This is a genomic window from Chromobacterium sp. W521 (assembly GCF_052805975.1).
Window position 1 is genome coordinate 196,904 of the sequence record NZ_JBRBAF010000004.1, and the last position, 15,253, is coordinate 212,156.

Genomic DNA, 15,253 nt, shown 5'->3' on the forward strand with positions numbered 1-15,253 from the left:
AATATTCAATGGTAAGGCGTATTGAGTTGAAAGACAAACCCCGGGCGCATCAGCGGCCGGGGTTGAGGCATGCTCAGGCGTTTTTTTCCAGTACGGCGGCGAAGAAACCGTCGGTATTGTGCAACTGCGGTTTCAGTTCCAGATAGTCGCCCATTTGTAGCGGGATCTTCTGTTCCGCCAACACCTCGTCCATTTTCACCAGTTTGAAATCGGGGTGGTCCGCCAGGAAGGCGGCGACGATGTCTTGGTTTTCTTGCGGCAGCAAGCTGCAGGTGGCGTAGACCAAGCGGCCGCCGGCGCGGACCAGGCGGGAGGCGGAAGCCAGGATGGAGGCCTGCTTGGCGTTCAGTTCGGCCACGCTGTCCGGGCTTTGGCGGAATTTCAGGTCCGGATTGCGGCGCAGGGTGCCCAGGCCGGAGCAAGGCGCGTCCACCAGCACGCGGTCGGCCTTGCCCGCCAGGCGTTTGACCTTGGTGTCGTTTTCCGAGGCCAGCAATTGCGGGTGGACATTGGACAGGCCGGAACGCGCTTGGCGCGGCTTGAGCTTGGCCAGCCGTTTTTCCGAAACGTCGAAAGCGTACAAGCGGCCGCTGGAGGCCATCTGCGCACCCAGCAGCAGGGTCTTGCCGCCGGCGCCGGCGCAGAAGTCGACAACCATTTCCCCGCGACGCGCGCCGGTGATCAGGCCCAGCAGCTGGCTGCCTTCATCCTGCACCTCGAACACGCCGGCTTTGAACAGCTCGTGCTTGGCCAGCGAAGGCTTGGTTTTCAGACGAATGCCCAGCGGCGAGTAGGGCGTGGCCTCGCATTCGAGGCCGTCCGCCTGCAAGCGGCCCAGCAATTCGTCGCGCTTCATCTTCATGGTGTTGACGCGCAGGTCCAGCGGCGCGCCTTCCGCCAGGCCCTTGCCCAGCGCGATCACCTGTTCCGGTGTTTGTTCGCCCAGGCGCTCAATCACCCATTGCGGCAGCTCGGCGTCCACTTCCAGGCTGGCCGGCAGGACTTTGCCCTTGATCTGGCCCAGCCATTCCTTTTCGCCGGCGCTGGCGGCCTCGCCCAGCTCCTTGACGTTGAGCTTGTGGATTTTCAGCAGGGCCACCAGGGCCAGCCGGCGCGGGGTGGCCTTGTCCGGCGCGATCAGCGCGCGCAATTGCAGCAGGCGGCGCAGCGCGCCGAAAGCGGTTTCCGCGATGATGTGGCGGTCGTTGGCGCCCAGCTTGCTGTGTTCGCGGAAATAAGCCGACAGCACCGCGTCGGCCGGCCGGTCGAAGCGGATCATCTGGCCGATGACGGTTTCGATATGTTTCAGTTGATGGTGATTAATAGTCATTCTTGTGTTTTCTCGTGGGTTGCGGCGGCAGCTTCCATTGCGGCGCGCCGTTCACGTCGATGCGGACGGCCCGGAGGTCGATCCGTTTATCCTTGTCGATGCGCTGGATGCGCACCGGCAGATTGGAGAATTCCGGCGCGAGCCAGAATTCGTTGATATCGCCGTCGCCTTGGGCGCGGAACACGATAACCCGGATCTTGCCGGCGCCGGTGTCGTAATCGGCCTCGCCGCTGGGGTGCATCGGGTATTCGTACACTTTCTTGCCGGTGGTGATCTGGATGGGTTCGGGCCCCAGTTCGCCGCCTTTCAGCCCCAACTGGAAAGCGAGGCTGAACACATCCTGCGCGCCGGGCTTCAGATCCAGCTGTTTGTCGCCTTGATCGCCGTAGCGCAGCTGACCCGCATTGTAGTCGAAATGCGCGGACTCTTTGACTTGACCGCCGCGCCAGGCTTGAAGGCTGTCCGGCAGCAAGCCGGTCTTGCTCTTGAAACGGCCTTCGGAAAGATAGCGCAGCTTGGGCCCGATAAAGGGGGCGGCGTTGATATCCAGCCGGTAGCCGCCGTCTCCGCGGCTCCAGTCCAGCGTGCCGGTGCCCAGCATCGCCGAGCCGTAGAACACCTGGTAGCCCAGCGTGGCCTGACGCGGGAAGCCGCGCAGCTTGCTCTTGGGGTGGAGATAGCCATCGTCGGCGGCGGCTTCGGCCGTCGGCGCGCTGGCCTCGTCCTTGTCGTTCGCTGCCATATTATCGGCGACCGGCGCCGATGAGGCGATTTTGTTCTCCGCGCTGGGCATGGACGCGTCGGGTTTGGGCTCCGCCGCCGGCGCGCTGCTGGCGTTCTTGCTTGGCTGGGCCTGAGCGACAACCGGTTCCGACGCCGCCTGCGGCGCCGAGGCTTCCGCCTTCTTGGCGGCGGGCTTGGCCGGCGCAGGTTTGGGCGCGGCCGGCCGCAATTGGGCCACAGCGCCTTGTTGTGCCGGCTTGGCTGCCGGTTCGTCGGCGTCCAGCGCCTGCATCTTGACGCTGATGTCGCGCAAATCCTGATCCGGCGGCAGCTCCAGCCGCACCTCCGGCAGCAGGCCGGAGCCCAGCACGCCAAGGTGAATGGCGAGCGACAGGGCCAGGGCCAGCAGGATCAGACGACGGCTTTTCATGGACTCAGGGCGCGGGCGCCATCAGGCTGCCGGCAACGGAGGCGCGGCTGGAGGTCTTCCCGGCGACGATGTTCAGTTCGCCGGCGACGAAGCGGCGCACGGCGGCCGGGTAGAGTTGGTGTTCCAGTTTCAGCACGCGCTCGGCCAGTGTGTCGGCGTCGTCGCTGTCCAGCACTTCCACCACGCCCTGGGCGACGATGGGGCCGTGGTCCAGTTCGGCGGTGACAAAGTGCACGGTGCAGCCGGCTACCTTGCATCCCATTTCCAGCGCGCGCTGGTGGGTGTTTAGGCCGGTGAAGGCCGGCAACAAGGACGGGTGCACGTTCAGCATGCGGCCTTCGTAGCGGCGGGTGAAGCCGGCGCTGAGAATGCGCATGAAGCCGGCCAGCACCACGAGGTCCGGCTGGTGGCTGTCTATCAGCTGCGCCAGCGCGGCGTCGAAGTCCTCGCGGCTGGCGAAGGTTTTGTGGTCCAGCGCCGCGGTGGCGATGCCGCGCTCGGCCGCCCAGGCGAGGCCGGCGGCGTCCGGGCGATTGGAAATCACCGCGGCGATGCGCGCGCCCGCGATATTGGCGTCGACGATGGCCTGCATATTAGAGCCGCGGCCGGAAATCAGGATGACGATGTTCTTCATGTTGGAATCGACGGAGACGTTGCCAGATAGTGTTCCCAGTCGGCGGCATCGGTGATGCAGCGCAACTGCTGTTCGTGCCAGCTGCCGCCCTGGTCCAGGCAGCGGTCGAGATCGGCTAGGATGACGGCCTCGCGATAAATGACAAACGCCGCCAGCAGGGCCAGCGGCGCCAGGAGCATCCAACGCAGCGCTTTAGGCGATCTGGGTTTGATGCTCGTCACCATTGCGGGCGCGCACCGCGCCGATCCGGTACACGGTTTCGCCTTCGCCCTGCAGCAGCGCGGCGGCCTGGTCGGCGTGCTCCGCCGCCACTATCACCACCATGCCGATGCCGCAGTTGAAAGTGCGGTACATTTCCTGGCTATCCACCTTGCCCTCCTGCTGCAGCCACTGGAACAACTTGGGTTGCGGCCAGGCGGCGGCGTCGATCTGCGCGACGACATGCTCCGGCAGCACGCGCGGGGTGTTCTCCGTGATGCCGCCGCCGGTGATGTGGGCCATGCCCTTGACCGGCAGCGCCTGCATCAGCTTGAGCAAGGGCTTCACATAGATGCGGGTGGGGGCGATGATGGCGTCGCGCAGGCTGCGTCCGTCCTCGAACGGCGCGTCCAGATCGGGTTGAGCGCGTTCGATGATCTTGCGCACCAGCGAGTAGCCGTTGGAGTGCACACCGTTGGATTTCAGACCCAGCACAACGTCGCCTGGGGCGATGTCGCGGCCGCTGATCACGGCGCTCTTCTCCACCACGCCGACGGCGAAGCCCGCCAGATCGTATTCGCCGGTTGGGTACATGCCGGGCATTTCGGCCGTCTCGCCGCCGATCAGCGCGCAGCCGGCCTGTTCGCAGCCGGCGGCGATGCCTTTGATCACGTCGGTGGCTTGGGGGACGTCCAGTTTGCCGCAGGCGAAGTAGTCGAGGAAGAACAGCGGTTCCGCCCCTTGCACCAGGATATCGTTGACGCTCATTGCCACCAGGTCGATGCCCACGGTATCGTGACGATTCCAGTCAAAGGCCAGTTTCAGCTTGGTGCCGACGCCGTCGGTGCCGGAAACCAGCACCGGCTCCTTGTATTTCTTGGAAATCTCCACCAGTGCGCCGAAACCGCCGATGCCGCCGATGACCTCCGGGCGCATGGTGCGCTTGGCATAAGGCTTAATGTTCTCGACCAGCGCGTCGCCGGCATCAATGTCGACGCCGGCATCACGGTAACTGAGGGAAGTGGTGTTCAAGGTAAACTCGCTTTCTGCAAACTTGAAGTATTTTTACATCAAGCTTTCGCCGACGCGAAAGCAGCACATTTTAACTGAAGTCGAGATGAAACGCTCCCAAAACCGTCTGATTCCCTGGGCCATCGGCGCAACAGCCTTGCTGTTCGCCGGCTGGCTGTTGCAGCAGTTGGCGGCCGCGCTGACGCCGTTCGCGGTGGCCGCGGTGCTGGCTTATGTGCTCAATCCGGCAATGCGCCGTCTGGCCGGAAAAGGCTTGCCGCGGCCCTTGGCCGCCGGCCTGTTGACGTTGGCCGGTATGGCCGCCACCATCGCCCTGTTGCTGGTGGTGGCGCCCATGCTCTTCAAGCAGACCCAGGGCTTGATAGACCGCTTGCCTGTCTTGGCGGATTTCGCCCAGGGGCGGGTGCTGCCCTGGCTGCGTACCGAGTTCGCCATCCATCTGGAACTGGACGCCGACGGCTGGAAGCGGGTTCTGGCCGCCAACGCCGGCGCTTTGAAGGGCGCGCTGTCGACGGTGGCGCTGAGGGCGACCCAGAGCGGCTTCATGCTGGCCGGCCTGTTGTTCAATTTGCTGTTGTTGCCGGTGCTGCTGTTTTATTTCCTGCAGGATGGGCCGCGGATGGCCGCGATGCTGGCCACGCTGGTGCCGCGGCGCTGGGCGGACGAGGTGGCGTCCCTGGCGGGGGAACTGGACCGGGTGTTGGGCGAATTCCTGCGCGGGCAACTGTCGGTGATGCTGATCATGGCGCTGATTTTCGCCTCCAGCCTGGCCTTGCTGGGGCTGGAGTCCGGCATCGCCATCGGCGTGGTGGCCGGTTTGTTGGTGTTTATCCCTTATCTGGGCACTTTTCTCGGCTTCGCTCTGGCTGGGCTGGCCGCCGCGCTGCAGTTTGATTCCGCCGGCGATGTGCTGCTGGTGCTGGGCGTGTTCGGCGCGGGCCAGTTGCTGGAAAGCTTTTTGATCACCCCTTGGCTGGTGGGCGAGCGCATCGGTCTGTCGCCGGTGGCGGTGATCTTTTCCTTGCTCGCGTTTGGCCAGTTGCTGGGCTTCGCCGGGCTGCTGCTGGCCTTGCCGATGGCGGCCGCCACCTTGGTGATATGCCGCTTTCTGGCGCGTGCGTATTTCAACACACGCTTTTATCAGCGTAAAATCCGAAATAGACATCAAAACCCAGTTTGATCGCCTTCACTTGGACCAGTTAATACTTGATTTGACGCCCACCCCCTTGCCGGCCTTCGATAATTTCCTGGCCGAACGCAACCGCGAGGTGATCACAGCGCTGACGGCCGAGGCCGGCGAGCGCTTCATCTATCTGTGGGGCGAGCCCGGTTGCGGCAAGACGCATTTGCTGCAGGCCTGGATCGCCCACGCCGAGCGGCTGGGGCGCGCCTCCATTTATCTGGACGGCAAGACCGAGCATCTGCCTGACTTTGCTCGCGAGGCCAGCTTCATTGCCGTCGACCACGTCGACGACCTGGCGCCGGACGACCAGATTACCCTGTTTTCTTTCTACAACTCGCTGAAAGAAAGCGGCGAGTCGCGGCTGTTGATGGCGGGCCGCCAGCCGCCGATGGCCCTGGCGGTGCGCGACGATTTGCGCACCAGGCTGGGCTGGGGCCTGGTGTTCGAGGTCAAGGCGCTGTCGGACGAGGACAAACTGGCCGCGCTGCGCAGCCACGCCGCCAGCCGTCAGTTGTCGATCCCGGACGATGTCTACCGCTACTTGCTGACGCATTGGCGGCGCGACCTGTCCAGCCTGATCGGCATGATTGACATATTGGACCGCTACTCTCTGGCCATGAGGCGGCCGATCACCGTGCCGCTGGTGAAAAACGTTTTGCAAACCGCAAGCCCGGAACCATGACCAATACCACCGCATTGCGCAACTTGGCGCTGTTCGACCTCGACCACACCCTGATCGCGGGCGATTCCGACTTCGAATGGCCGCGTTTTCTGATCCAGCGCGGCATTCTGGAGCAAGCGCATTACGACGAGCGCAACAATTATTTCTATCAGCAGTACCAGCAGGGCACGCTGGACATCCACGAGTATCTGGCTTTCGCGCTGGAGCCCTTGAAGCGCTTCAGCCGCGCAGAGCTGGACGCCTTGCACGTGGACTACCTGGAGCAGCACATCAAGCCCATCATTACCCGCAAAGCGCGCGATTTGCTGGCGGCGCACGCGGCTCAGGGCGACGAGATCATCATCATCACCGCCACCAACCGCTTTATCACCGGGCCGATCGCCCGCGAGCTGGGCGTGGAGCACCTGATCGCCATCGAGCTGGAAGAAGAGGAGGATGGACGCTTTACCGGCCGCGTTAGCGGCGTGCCCAGTTTCCAGGAGGGCAAGATCACCCGTTTGCAGCAGTGGCTGGATGAGCGCGGCTTGAGCATGAACAGCTACGGCCAGAGCTTTTTCTACAGCGATTCGCACAACGATCTGCCCTTGCTGAAGCTGGTCGACCACCCCGTGGCGGTGGATCCGGACGACACCTTGCGCGCTTACGCGGAGCAGCAGGGCTGGCGCGTGATTTCCTTGCGCGATTGAGGCGAGGCAATTATCCACAGCGGCGGCTGAATAACCTTGTGGATAACAGTGTGGATTGCTTGCCGGGGCTTGGCTTTTGCTGGCAAAGGTTAAAAAAGCGGCAGTGCCCAATCATGGTCGCGAAATTGATAGATTTGCTTGAAAGCCTTGCCTGGCGCGGCTTTCGTCAAGTTGAGTTTCGAGCGCCGCCGACGAAATAAGGCGAGTATTCGAAAGTCTTTATAAAAGATGGGTTTAGGCGGCTTTGTTGACAACTCTGCGCAGTTTTCGCCGCTAAGCGCCTGTTTGCGGTTGCTGCAATAGCCGCGCGCGGCGGCGCCGGTTGCTGAATCTGCATGGATGCCGCTAAAGTTCAGGGTCTGTCGCGCCGGGTTTCGCTAGAGTCGAGCCGGCGCGGCGGACCCTAGTGTTTGCAATCGTTTTTCGGAGAACCCCCTCGTGTGGTCAATCATTGAAGCGGCCGGCTGGCCGATCTGGACCATCATCGCCGCCTCGGTCGTGTCGCTGGCGATTATCTTTGAACGGTTGTTCAGCCTGAGAAAGGGCAGCGTGGCGCCCGAGGGCCTGCTGGGGCAGGCCTTGCAGGAATACCGCCGCGCCGGCGCCAGCGAGGAGCTGTTGCGCAAACTGCAGGCGCATTCGCCGCTGGGCCGGCTGTTTTGCGCCGGTTTGCGCAACGTCGGCGGCAATCGCGAAGTGATGAAGGAAGCCATCGAGGACGAGGGCCGCGTGGTGGCGCACCAGTTGGAGCGCTTGCTGACCACCTTGGGCACCATCGCCGCGATGGCGCCACTGCTGGGCCTGTTGGGCACGGTGATAGGCATGATTGAGATCTTCGGTTCGCAGTCGCCGGCCGGCAACAACCCGCAGGCGCTGGCGCACGGCATTTCCATCGCGCTGTACAACACCGCCTTCGGCCTGATCGTGGCCATTCCCAGCATGATGTTCTATCGTCATTTCCGCTCCAAGGTGGATGGCCTGTTGGTGGAGATGGAGTCGCAGGCGGTGAAGCTGGTGGAAGTGCTGCACGGCGAGCGTAAAAACGGGGGTTGAGCATGAATTTCCGCCGAGGCCGCAGCCGCGAAGAGCCCGAGATCAACTTTATTCCGCTGATCGACGTGCTGCTGGTGATCCTGATCTTTCTGATGGTCACCACCACTTATTCCAAGTTCGCCGAACTCAAGATCAATCTGCCGGCCGCTCAGGGCGAGCAGGCCAAGACCAAGTCGTCGGAAATCACCGTGGCGGTAGCCGCCAACGGAGAGATGGCGGTGGGCGAAGCGAAACTCGCCGCCGGCGACAAGGCGGCTTTGTTGAATAAATTGAAGGACGACGCGGCGGGCAAGAGCGACGTCATCGTCATTGTCAACGCCGACGCCAAGGCCACGCACCAATCCGTGGTGACGGTGATGGAGGCGGCGCGCGAGGCCGGACTCAACCAGTTGACCTTCGCCACCCGTTCGCAATAGCCGCATGCATTGGATAGAACGGCAATGGTATCGGCCGCGTTGGTGGCTGACAGCCCTTCTGGCTCCGCTGGAAGGGCTGTTTGCCCTGTTGGCGGCGGCCAGGCGGTTTGCTTACCGCCGCGGCTGGCTGCGCGCCGAACGTTTGGACGCGCCGGTGGTGGTGGTGGGCAACATCAATGTCGGCGGCGTCGGCAAGACGCCGCTGACCTTGGCCTTGTTGCGCGATTTGCAACAAGGCGGCGTCAAGGCGGGCGTGATCAGCCGCGGTTACGGCGGCAGCCATCGCCAGCCCACGCTGGTGCGGCCGGATAGTTCGCCGGAGGAGGTGGGCGACGAGCCGCTCCTGCTGGCCGCCGCCGGCGCGCCGGTGGTGGTGGGGCGGGATCGCGTCGCCGCCGGCTGCCATCTGCTGGCGCTGAACCCTGATGTGCAGCTGATATTGACCGACGACGGCTTGCAGCATTATCGGCTAAGCCGCGATCTGGAGATTGTGGTGCTGGATGGCGCGCGCGGAGGGGGCAACGGCCGCTTGTTGCCGGCCGGGCCTTTGCGAGAACCGTGGTCGCGGCTGGGGTCGGTGGATGCGGTGGTGGTCAATGGCGGCGAAGCCGCCGGCCTGGCTCTGCCGGCCGGGCCGCGCTGTTTTGCCATGCGTCTGCGCCCGGCCCTCCTGCAGCGGCTGGATGCGCCCGACGAGACGCGAGCGGCGGCGGATTTCGCCGGCTTGCGCTTGGCGGCGATGGCAGGCATCGGCCACCCGCAGCGCTTTTTCGACACGCTGGCCGGCTTGGGCTTGCGGCCGGAGCTTTGTCTGGCCTGGCCAGATCATCATCAGTTCGAAGCCGCCGACCTGCCGGCCGGCATGGACGCGGTGATCGTCACCAGCAAGGACGCGGTCAAGCTGCGGCGGGTGATTCATGATGCAGCGCAGCGTGCTAGACTATGGGTTTTGCCGGTTCAGGCGGAGTTGGAGCCTGATCTGAGCGCTTGGATTCTGGATCGACTGAAGATAAAACATGGACGCTAAATTCCTGGATATTCTGGTATGCCCGCTGTGCAAGGGACCGCTGGTTTTCGACAAGGCCAAGCAGGAACTGATCTGCAAGGGCGACCGGCTGGCTTACCCGATCAAGGACGGCATTCCGATGATGCTGGAAGCCGAGGCCCGCGAGCTGGCGCCGGAAGAAGAGATAAAATGAGCCGCGGCTTTTGCGTGGTGATTCCCGCGCGTTTGGCGTCCAGCCGCTTGCCGGGCAAGCCGCTGGCCGACATCGCCGGCAAACCCATGGTGGCGAGGGTTGCCGAGCAGGCGGCCAAGAGCGGCGCAAGCCGGGTGATCGTGGCCACCGACCACGACGATGTGCTGTCCGCTTGCCGCGCTCACGGCATTGAAGCGCTGATGACGCGCGCCGACCACGCCAGCGGCACCGACCGGTTGGCCGAAGTGGCGCAGGCGCTGAACTTGGCCGACGATGAGATCGTGGTCAATGTCCAAGGCGACGAACCGCTGATCAACCCGGCACTGATCGACCAACTGGCGGCACTCTTGGCCGCCGGCGACGCGCCGGTGGCGACTTTGGCGCATCCGTTCCGCGAGGCCGCCGACATGTTCAATCCCAACGTGGTCAAGACGGTGCTGGACCACGCCGGCCGCGCGCTGTATTTCAGCCGCGCGCCGATTCCCTATGCCCGCGACGCCTTTGCACAAGATGTGAGCGCGTTGCCCGTGGACCTACCAGTGCTGCGGCATATCGGCATGTACGCCTATCAGGCGGGTTTTCTGAAGACCTATAACCGTTTGGAACCGGCGCCGCTGGAGCGGTTTGAAGCGCTGGAGCAGTTGCGGGTGTTGTGGCACGGCTTCGCCATCAAGGTGGCGGTGGTAGAGTCCGCGCCGCCAGCCGGCGTGGATACGCCGGAGGACCTGGAACGCGTGCGCCGCTTGCTGGGCGACGGACGGAACCCATAAGCCGGGCCGCCTCGGCGCGGCCCGGATTTCGATATCAAATCATCTTATTCAAATTGACGGAGCGATCTTCATGCGACTGATCTTGTTGGGGGCGCCTGGCGCCGGCAAAGGCACCCAGGCCAATTTCATCAAGGAAAAATTCGGCATCCCGCAAATCTCCACTGGCGACATGCTGCGCGCCGCGGTCAAGGCCGGCACGCCGCTGGGCCTGGAAGCCAAGGCGATCATGGACGCGGGCGGCCTGGTGCGCGACGACATCATCATCGGCCTGGTGAAGGAGCGCATTACCGACGCGGATTGCGCGAATGGCTTCCTGTTTGATGGTTTTCCGCGCACGATCCCGCAAGCGGAGGCGATGATCGCCGCCGGCGTGGATATCGATTACGTCGTGGAGATCGATGTGCCGGACGCGGCCATCATCGAACGCATGGCCGGTCGTCGCGTGCATCTGCCCTCCGGCCGCACCTATCACATCCGCTTCAACCCGCCGAAAGTGGCGGGCAAGGACGATGTGACCGGCGAAGAGCTGGTTCAGCGCGACGACGACCGCGAGGACACCGTGAAAAAGCGTCTGGCGGTCTACCACGAACAGACCGCGGTGCTGGTGGGCTTCTACGGCGAGCGCGCCGCCAGCGGCGACGCCAAGGCGCCGAAATACGTCAAGATCGACGGCACCCGCGCGGTGGAAACCGTGCGCGATGAAGTGCTGAAGGCGCTGGGCGCCTGATAAGCCGCTTACGATCCATTGCGCGTCGTGAGACCTCGCGCGGCGAGTACGGCTTCGAAATGATCATGTGCCACGAGCGCATTTCGCTTTCTCAGCTGTTTTCGCCTTGTCTCGTCTTGCTTCGCAAGATCGTAAACCGGCTTTGAGAACCTGTTCAGCGTTCTCCTTAAGGACAAGCGGGCCCTGCGGCCCGCTTTTCTTTTGAGCTTTGAGAAAGGGCTGGCGCGCCGGCGGCAACAGGCGGACAATTGAACCCGGAGCCCGCGAGCGGCTCCAAAAGTTTTTGTACGACAAGCCGGAGCGATGCCGGCGCAAGGATAATACCTATGTATCACGGGGAACGTTTCAACGGGATTTCCCATTTGATCGGCACCGTGCTGGCCATTGCCGGGCTGGTGGTGCTGGTGACCATGGCCGCGCGCGAGGGCGACCCCTGGAAAGTGGTCAGCTTCAGCCTGTACGGCGCCACTTTGGTGGCTCTGTATCTGATATCCACGCTGTATCACAGCTTTCGCGGACGGGCCAAGGCGGTGCTGCAGAAATGCGACCATTCTGCGATCTACCTGCTGATAGCGGGCAGTTACACGCCGTTTGCGCTGGTCACTCTGCGAGGCGCCTGGGGCTGGAGCCTGTTTGGCGTCAGCTGGGGCCTGGCCGTGTTCGGCATTATTCAGGAACTGACATTGGGGCGGCGTACCCGTTTGCTGTCGATGATTCTCTACGTGGTGATGGGCTGGCTGGTATTGGTGGCGTTGCCGCCTCTGATTGAATCGCTGCCCAGCGGCGGGCTGTTTTGGCTGGCCTTGGGCGGGATTCTGTACAGCGTGGGTATTTATTGGTTTCTCAACGACGAGAAAATACGCCATGGCCACGGCATCTGGCATTTGTTTGTGCTGGGCGGCAGCGTCTGCCAGTTTGTCAGCGTGTTGTTATACGTGGCCTGAGCCACGGTTTGAATTTCCCCGGCGGCGGGCCGGAAGAAGAAGGGCGAAACCAGCGCAAGCGCTGTTTTCGCCCTGTTTTATTCTGGTTTCCGGCCGCGTCCGGGGCGCGCTCACTCGTCCGGCAAATCCTGCAGCCGGCGCTCTTTGACCAGGGTTTCCAGCGCGCGCACCACTTCCGGGTCAAACTGGCTGCCGGCGCGGCCTGAGATGTAGTCCATGGTGTCGCGCAGCGTCCACGGTTCCTTGTAGGGGCGCTTGTTGAGCAGGGCGTCGAATACGTCGACCACCGCGACGATACGCGCCGACAGTGGGATTTCGTGGGCTTTTTGCTTTCTGGGGTAGCCGTTGCCGTCGAAGTGCTCGTGGTGGCCGCCGGCGATTTCCGAGCCCAGCGACAGATAGCTCATGCCTTCCACCATGCTGGCCGACCTGGCCAGTATCTGCGCGCCTATGGTGGCGTGCTGTTCCATGATCACCCGCTCGTCCGGGTCCAGTTTGCCCGGTTTGAACAGGATGTGGTCCGGGGTGCCCACCTTGCCCACATCGTGCAAGATGCTGGCCATGCCCACCATGTCCATGAATTCCTTGCTCATCAGTTCCGGATAGGCGCCGTTGTCGCGCATCTGCGCGGCGATGGCGTCGGTCAGCCTCTGCACGCGCAATACGTGGTTGCCGGTGTCGCTGTCGCGGAATTCCGCCAAGTCCGCCAGCGCCACCACCGTGGCTTCCTGCGCGCTGCGTAGCTGGCTGTAGAGATAGAGGTTGTCGTAGGCCGCGGAAATGCGCTGGCAGAATACGTCGAGCAGATCGCGCTCCACCTCTTCAAGCGGCCATTGCGGGGTGAAGTGGATGATGAATTCGCGGCCGTTGCGCGAGGTGATGTAGAGCACGTCGTAAGGGTGCTGGTAGATGCTGCGCTTTTCAGCGAAGGAGCGCAGGATTACCTGTTCCAGCTCTGGGAAAGGGCTGAGGTCGCCGCTTTGCCCCAACGATTCATAGTTGCCGGAGGCGGCCAGGATTTCCAGTTCCGGCCGGCCGTTGCTGTTGTCGTTGCGCACGCACAGAATGCCGTCGCTGCCGATGTCCAGCAGCGCGCTGATCTGCCGCAGCACGCCGGAGGCGAACTCGCGCAGCGAATACAACTGGTACAGGTCGGAGGCGCTTTCCAGTATCTTGGACAAGCCTTGGCGGTTTTTCTCCAGCGACAGCAGGTTTTCGTAGGCGCGCAGCGAGGAGATGATGGTGGTGAACAGCTTTTGCACCGTCAGCTCGGTCTTGGTTTTGTAGTCGTTGATGTCGTAGTTGAGGATGACTTCCTGTTCGGGCGCCTGCCCAGGCTGGCCGGTGCGCAGCACGATGCGCACCAGGCCGTTTTTCAGGTCCTGGCGGATCTGGTGCACCAGCTTCAGCCCGGCGTCCTCGCTTTCCATCACCACGTCCAGCATGATCAGCGCGATGTCCGGATGCTGGCGCACCACTTCATAGGCTTCCTTGCCGGAGTGGGCGCTGAGCAGTTCCAGCGGGCGTTCTTTGTAGCGGATATTGCGCAGCGCGATGCGGGTGGCGGTGTGCACGTCCTTTTCATCGTCGACGATCAGGATTTTCCATGGATGACGGCCATCGCTCACGGCGGGCGCGGATTCGGCTGGAGCGTCATCGTCCAGCAGCCAGTCGTCTTCCTGGTTGGTGATGTCGCTCATGCTATGTTCTCCTTGCTCTGATTGACCGGGGCGGAGCAGGGCATGGTGATGGTGAACGTGGTGCCTTTGTTCACTTCGCTGTGCACCTCGATCGACCCGCCCAGGCGTTGCCGTACGATGTTGTAGACGATGTTGAGCCCGAGGCCGCTGCCGCCGCTGCCGCGGCGGGTGGTGAAGAAGGGGTCGAATACACGGCTCAGGTTTTCCGGCGGGATGCCCTTGCCGTCATCGCTAAGCGTCAGCGTGATGTAATGAGGGTTGTCGCGCCGGGCCTCGATATTGATTTTGCCGCTGCTGCGGTTTTCGAAGCCGTGAACCAGCGAGTTGACCATCAAGTTGGTGACCACCTGAGCGAAGGAACCGGGGTAGCTGTCCAGCAGGATGTCTTCCTCGCATTGCACGTTGATGGTGGTATTGGCGTGCTTGAAGCGGGGTTTCAAGCTGGTGATCACTTCATTCAGATAGTCTTGCAGTTGGAAGCTGCGCCGCGCTTCGCTTGTCTGATCCACCGCCACCTGTTTGAAGCTGTGTATCAGGTTGGCCGCGCGTTCGGCATTGGACAGAATCAGATCGCTGCATTCCTTGGCGGTGTCCAGATAGGCTTGGAAGTCGCTTTTCTTGACGGTGCCGCCGTCCACTTTTTCTATGATGTGGCTGGTGGCGGTGCCCAGGTGAGATGCCGTGGTCAGGGTGATGCCCACCGGGGTGTTGATCTCGTGGGCGACGCCAGCCACCAGGCTGCCCAGCGAGGCCATCTTCTCGGTTTCCACCAGGGTTTGCTGGGCTTCCATCAATTGGCGATAAGCCTCTTCGGCGCGGTCGCGTTCGGCGCGGGCCACGGCTTCGGCCTCGGTGCGTTTGGCCAGATCGCCGGCGGTGCGCGCCACGATGCGGTTGAAGCCGTTGACGATGCCGCCGATCTCGTCGTCGGCGACGTGGGTGACCTGGGCTCCGCTGGCGTCCGGGGCTCGAATCGCGGTATTCAAGGCCTGCTGCAGCCGCGCCAGCGGCTGGAACAAGAAACGTTGCAGGTTGAAGGACATGATTATGAAAATCATCACGTCCAGCAGCAGGATCTGGGCGGACAGTTCGATCAGTTGGTCGCGCTGATGCTTGGCGAGAGCCTGGCGGGACAGATAGACAGTGGCGTTGCCCAAGTGCTCCTTGCCCTGATAGATGATGGGGATGTTCAGCATATCGTCCGAACGCGGCTCCTCCGACGGCGGCATGTCGCGGATGCTGCCGTCGGTATCATGGCTGCGGCCCAGGCTGAGCCCGGATTCCCCCTTGACGCTGATGGCGATGATGGAGGGCCAGCTCAGCTCGCTGTCCAGCGTCAGCCTGACGTTCTCGTCGTCCAGCTGCCAGACGCTGTGCGGCAGCGACATCGCCAAGCGGGCTTTGACCGCGGCGCGTTGGGATTGGTAGTCGGCCTCATTGCGTTCTTGGTTGTGCAAATAGGAAAACAGGCCTGTCGTCCCCAGAATGGCGGTGATCCAGGCCATCAACCAGAACATCAATTTGGTTTTTATGCTTTTCATTATGT

17 protein-coding genes are annotated in these 15,253 nt (G+C 62.8%); 10 read left to right on the forward strand and 7 right to left on the reverse strand.

Features of this window, described 5'->3' with window-relative positions; genetic code table 11:
- Positions 1-73: 73 nt before the first annotated feature.
- Genes ACUXV1_RS07445 through purM form a run of 5 tightly spaced genes read right to left on the reverse strand, consistent with a single transcriptional unit; the run spans position 74 to position 4,347 of the window.
- Positions 74-1,324, reverse strand: a complete 1,251-nt coding sequence (locus tag ACUXV1_RS07445; RefSeq protein ID WP_043632836.1) for an RsmB/NOP family class I SAM-dependent RNA methyltransferase — start codon at positions 1,322-1,324, stop codon at positions 74-76.
- Entirely contained in the window at positions 1,320-2,483 is a 1,164-nt protein-coding gene (locus tag ACUXV1_RS07450) for a DUF3108 domain-containing protein (protein ID WP_446014835.1), read from the reverse strand. The genes ACUXV1_RS07445 and ACUXV1_RS07450 overlap by 5 nt, the downstream gene beginning before the upstream one ends.
- Before the next feature lie 4 nt (positions 2,484-2,487).
- Positions 2,488-3,117 carry a phosphoribosylglycinamide formyltransferase gene (gene purN / locus ACUXV1_RS07455; protein ID WP_019100720.1) on the reverse strand — a complete coding sequence of 210 codons (630 nt, stop codon included), beginning with the start codon at positions 3,115-3,117 and terminating at the stop codon, positions 2,488-2,490.
- Positions 3,114-3,341 (reverse strand): hypothetical protein, encoded by a 228-nt coding sequence (locus tag ACUXV1_RS07460; RefSeq protein ID WP_446014927.1) that lies wholly within the window; start codon positions 3,339-3,341, stop codon positions 3,114-3,116. The genes purN and ACUXV1_RS07460 overlap by 4 nt, the downstream gene beginning before the upstream one ends.
- Entirely contained in the window at positions 3,310-4,347 is a 1,038-nt protein-coding gene (gene purM, locus ACUXV1_RS07465; RefSeq protein WP_019100718.1) for a phosphoribosylformylglycinamidine cyclo-ligase, read from the reverse strand. Before purM ends, ACUXV1_RS07460 begins: the two co-directional genes overlap by 32 nt.
- Before the next feature lie 85 nt (positions 4,348-4,432).
- On the opposite strand from purM, the gene ACUXV1_RS07470 reads away from it, so the two are divergent.
- The 10 genes from ACUXV1_RS07470 to trhA all read left to right on the forward strand — a co-directional run bounded on the left by ACUXV1_RS07470 (position 4,433) and on the right by trhA (position 12,007).
- Positions 4,433-5,527 carry an AI-2E family transporter gene (locus ACUXV1_RS07470; protein WP_114152557.1) on the forward strand — a complete coding sequence of 365 codons (1,095 nt, stop codon included), beginning with the start codon at positions 4,433-4,435 and terminating at the stop codon, positions 5,525-5,527.
- Positions 5,528-5,537: 10 nt separating this feature from the next.
- A complete protein-coding gene (hda, locus tag ACUXV1_RS07475; protein WP_043591991.1) occupies positions 5,538-6,212 on the forward strand; it encodes a DnaA regulatory inactivator Hda in 675 nt (224 codons plus the stop codon).
- A complete protein-coding gene (locus tag ACUXV1_RS07480) occupies positions 6,209-6,898 on the forward strand; it encodes a histidinol-phosphatase (RefSeq protein ID WP_446014837.1) in 690 nt (229 codons plus the stop codon). The genes hda and ACUXV1_RS07480 overlap by 4 nt, the downstream gene beginning before the upstream one ends.
- A 438-nt stretch (positions 6,899-7,336) precedes the next feature.
- Entirely contained in the window at positions 7,337-7,951 is a 615-nt protein-coding gene (locus ACUXV1_RS07485; protein ID WP_043632452.1) for a MotA/TolQ/ExbB proton channel family protein, read from the forward strand.
- Between the two features lie 2 nt (positions 7,952-7,953).
- Positions 7,954-8,367 carry an ExbD/TolR family protein gene (locus ACUXV1_RS07490; protein WP_043591986.1) on the forward strand — a complete coding sequence of 138 codons (414 nt, stop codon included), beginning with the start codon at positions 7,954-7,956 and terminating at the stop codon, positions 8,365-8,367.
- A 4-nt stretch (positions 8,368-8,371) separates the two neighbouring features.
- Entirely contained in the window at positions 8,372-9,394 is a 1,023-nt protein-coding gene (lpxK, locus tag ACUXV1_RS07495) for a tetraacyldisaccharide 4'-kinase (RefSeq protein WP_446014838.1), read from the forward strand.
- Positions 9,384-9,566 carry a Trm112 family protein gene (locus ACUXV1_RS07500; protein WP_043591984.1) on the forward strand — a complete coding sequence of 61 codons (183 nt, stop codon included), beginning with the start codon at positions 9,384-9,386 and terminating at the stop codon, positions 9,564-9,566. Before lpxK ends, ACUXV1_RS07500 begins: the two co-directional genes overlap by 11 nt.
- Entirely contained in the window at positions 9,563-10,336 is a 774-nt protein-coding gene (gene kdsB, locus ACUXV1_RS07505) for a 3-deoxy-manno-octulosonate cytidylyltransferase (RefSeq protein WP_043632458.1), read from the forward strand. The genes ACUXV1_RS07500 and kdsB overlap by 4 nt, the downstream gene beginning before the upstream one ends.
- 70 nt (positions 10,337-10,406) lie before the next feature.
- Positions 10,407-11,063, forward strand: coding sequence for an adenylate kinase (gene adk / locus ACUXV1_RS07510; RefSeq protein ID WP_194426928.1), 657 nt, complete (start codon positions 10,407-10,409; stop codon positions 11,061-11,063).
- A gap of 326 nt (positions 11,064-11,389) precedes the next feature.
- Positions 11,390-12,007 (forward strand): PAQR family membrane homeostasis protein TrhA, encoded by a 618-nt coding sequence (gene trhA / locus ACUXV1_RS07515; protein ID WP_043632465.1) that lies wholly within the window; start codon positions 11,390-11,392, stop codon positions 12,005-12,007.
- A gap of 110 nt (positions 12,008-12,117) precedes the next feature.
- Here trhA and ACUXV1_RS07520 read toward each other — a convergent pair whose 3' ends face one another.
- Positions 12,118-13,707 carry a DUF3369 domain-containing protein gene (locus ACUXV1_RS07520; protein WP_446014841.1) on the reverse strand — a complete coding sequence of 530 codons (1,590 nt, stop codon included), beginning with the start codon at positions 13,705-13,707 and terminating at the stop codon, positions 12,118-12,120.
- The gene (locus tag ACUXV1_RS07525) at positions 13,704-15,248 is read right to left on the reverse strand and encodes a sensor histidine kinase (protein WP_446014842.1); all 1,545 of its coding nucleotides are present in this window, start codon (positions 15,246-15,248) and stop codon (positions 13,704-13,706) included. Before ACUXV1_RS07525 ends, ACUXV1_RS07520 begins: the two co-directional genes overlap by 4 nt.
- Positions 15,249-15,253: the final 5 nt, after the last annotated feature.

Excerpts from the sequence above, each read along its gene's own strand:
- lpxK (WP_446014838.1), top strand. The coding sequence starts at position 8,372 with ATGCATTGGATAGAACGGCAATGGTATCGGCCGCGTTGGTGGCTGACA.
- ACUXV1_RS07480 (WP_446014837.1), top strand. The coding sequence starts at position 6,209 with ATGACCAATACCACCGCATTGCGCAACTTGGCGCTGTTCGACCTCGAC.
- ACUXV1_RS07500 (WP_043591984.1), top strand. The coding sequence starts at position 9,384 with ATGGACGCTAAATTCCTGGATATTCTGGTATGCCCGCTGTGCAAGGGA.
- ACUXV1_RS07450 (WP_446014835.1), bottom strand. The coding sequence starts at position 2,483 with ATGAAAAGCCGTCGTCTGATCCTGCTGGCCCTGGCCCTGTCGCTCGCC.
- ACUXV1_RS07470 (WP_114152557.1), top strand. The coding sequence starts at position 4,433 with ATGAAACGCTCCCAAAACCGTCTGATTCCCTGGGCCATCGGCGCAACA.
- ACUXV1_RS07490 (WP_043591986.1), top strand. The coding sequence starts at position 7,954 with ATGAATTTCCGCCGAGGCCGCAGCCGCGAAGAGCCCGAGATCAACTTT.
- ACUXV1_RS07460 (WP_446014927.1), bottom strand. The coding sequence starts at position 3,341 with ATGGTGACGAGCATCAAACCCAGATCGCCTAAAGCGCTGCGTTGGATG.
- ACUXV1_RS07520 (WP_446014841.1), bottom strand. The coding sequence starts at position 13,707 with ATGAGCGACATCACCAACCAGGAAGACGACTGGCTGCTGGACGATGAC.
- purN (WP_019100720.1), bottom strand. The coding sequence starts at position 3,117 with ATGAAGAACATCGTCATCCTGATTTCCGGCCGCGGCTCTAATATGCAG.
- kdsB (WP_043632458.1), top strand. The coding sequence starts at position 9,563 with ATGAGCCGCGGCTTTTGCGTGGTGATTCCCGCGCGTTTGGCGTCCAGC.
- ACUXV1_RS07525 (WP_446014842.1), bottom strand. The coding sequence starts at position 15,248 with ATGAAAAGCATAAAAACCAAATTGATGTTCTGGTTGATGGCCTGGATC.
- adk (WP_194426928.1), top strand. The coding sequence starts at position 10,407 with ATGCGACTGATCTTGTTGGGGGCGCCTGGCGCCGGCAAAGGCACCCAG.
- trhA (WP_043632465.1), top strand. The coding sequence starts at position 11,390 with ATGTATCACGGGGAACGTTTCAACGGGATTTCCCATTTGATCGGCACC.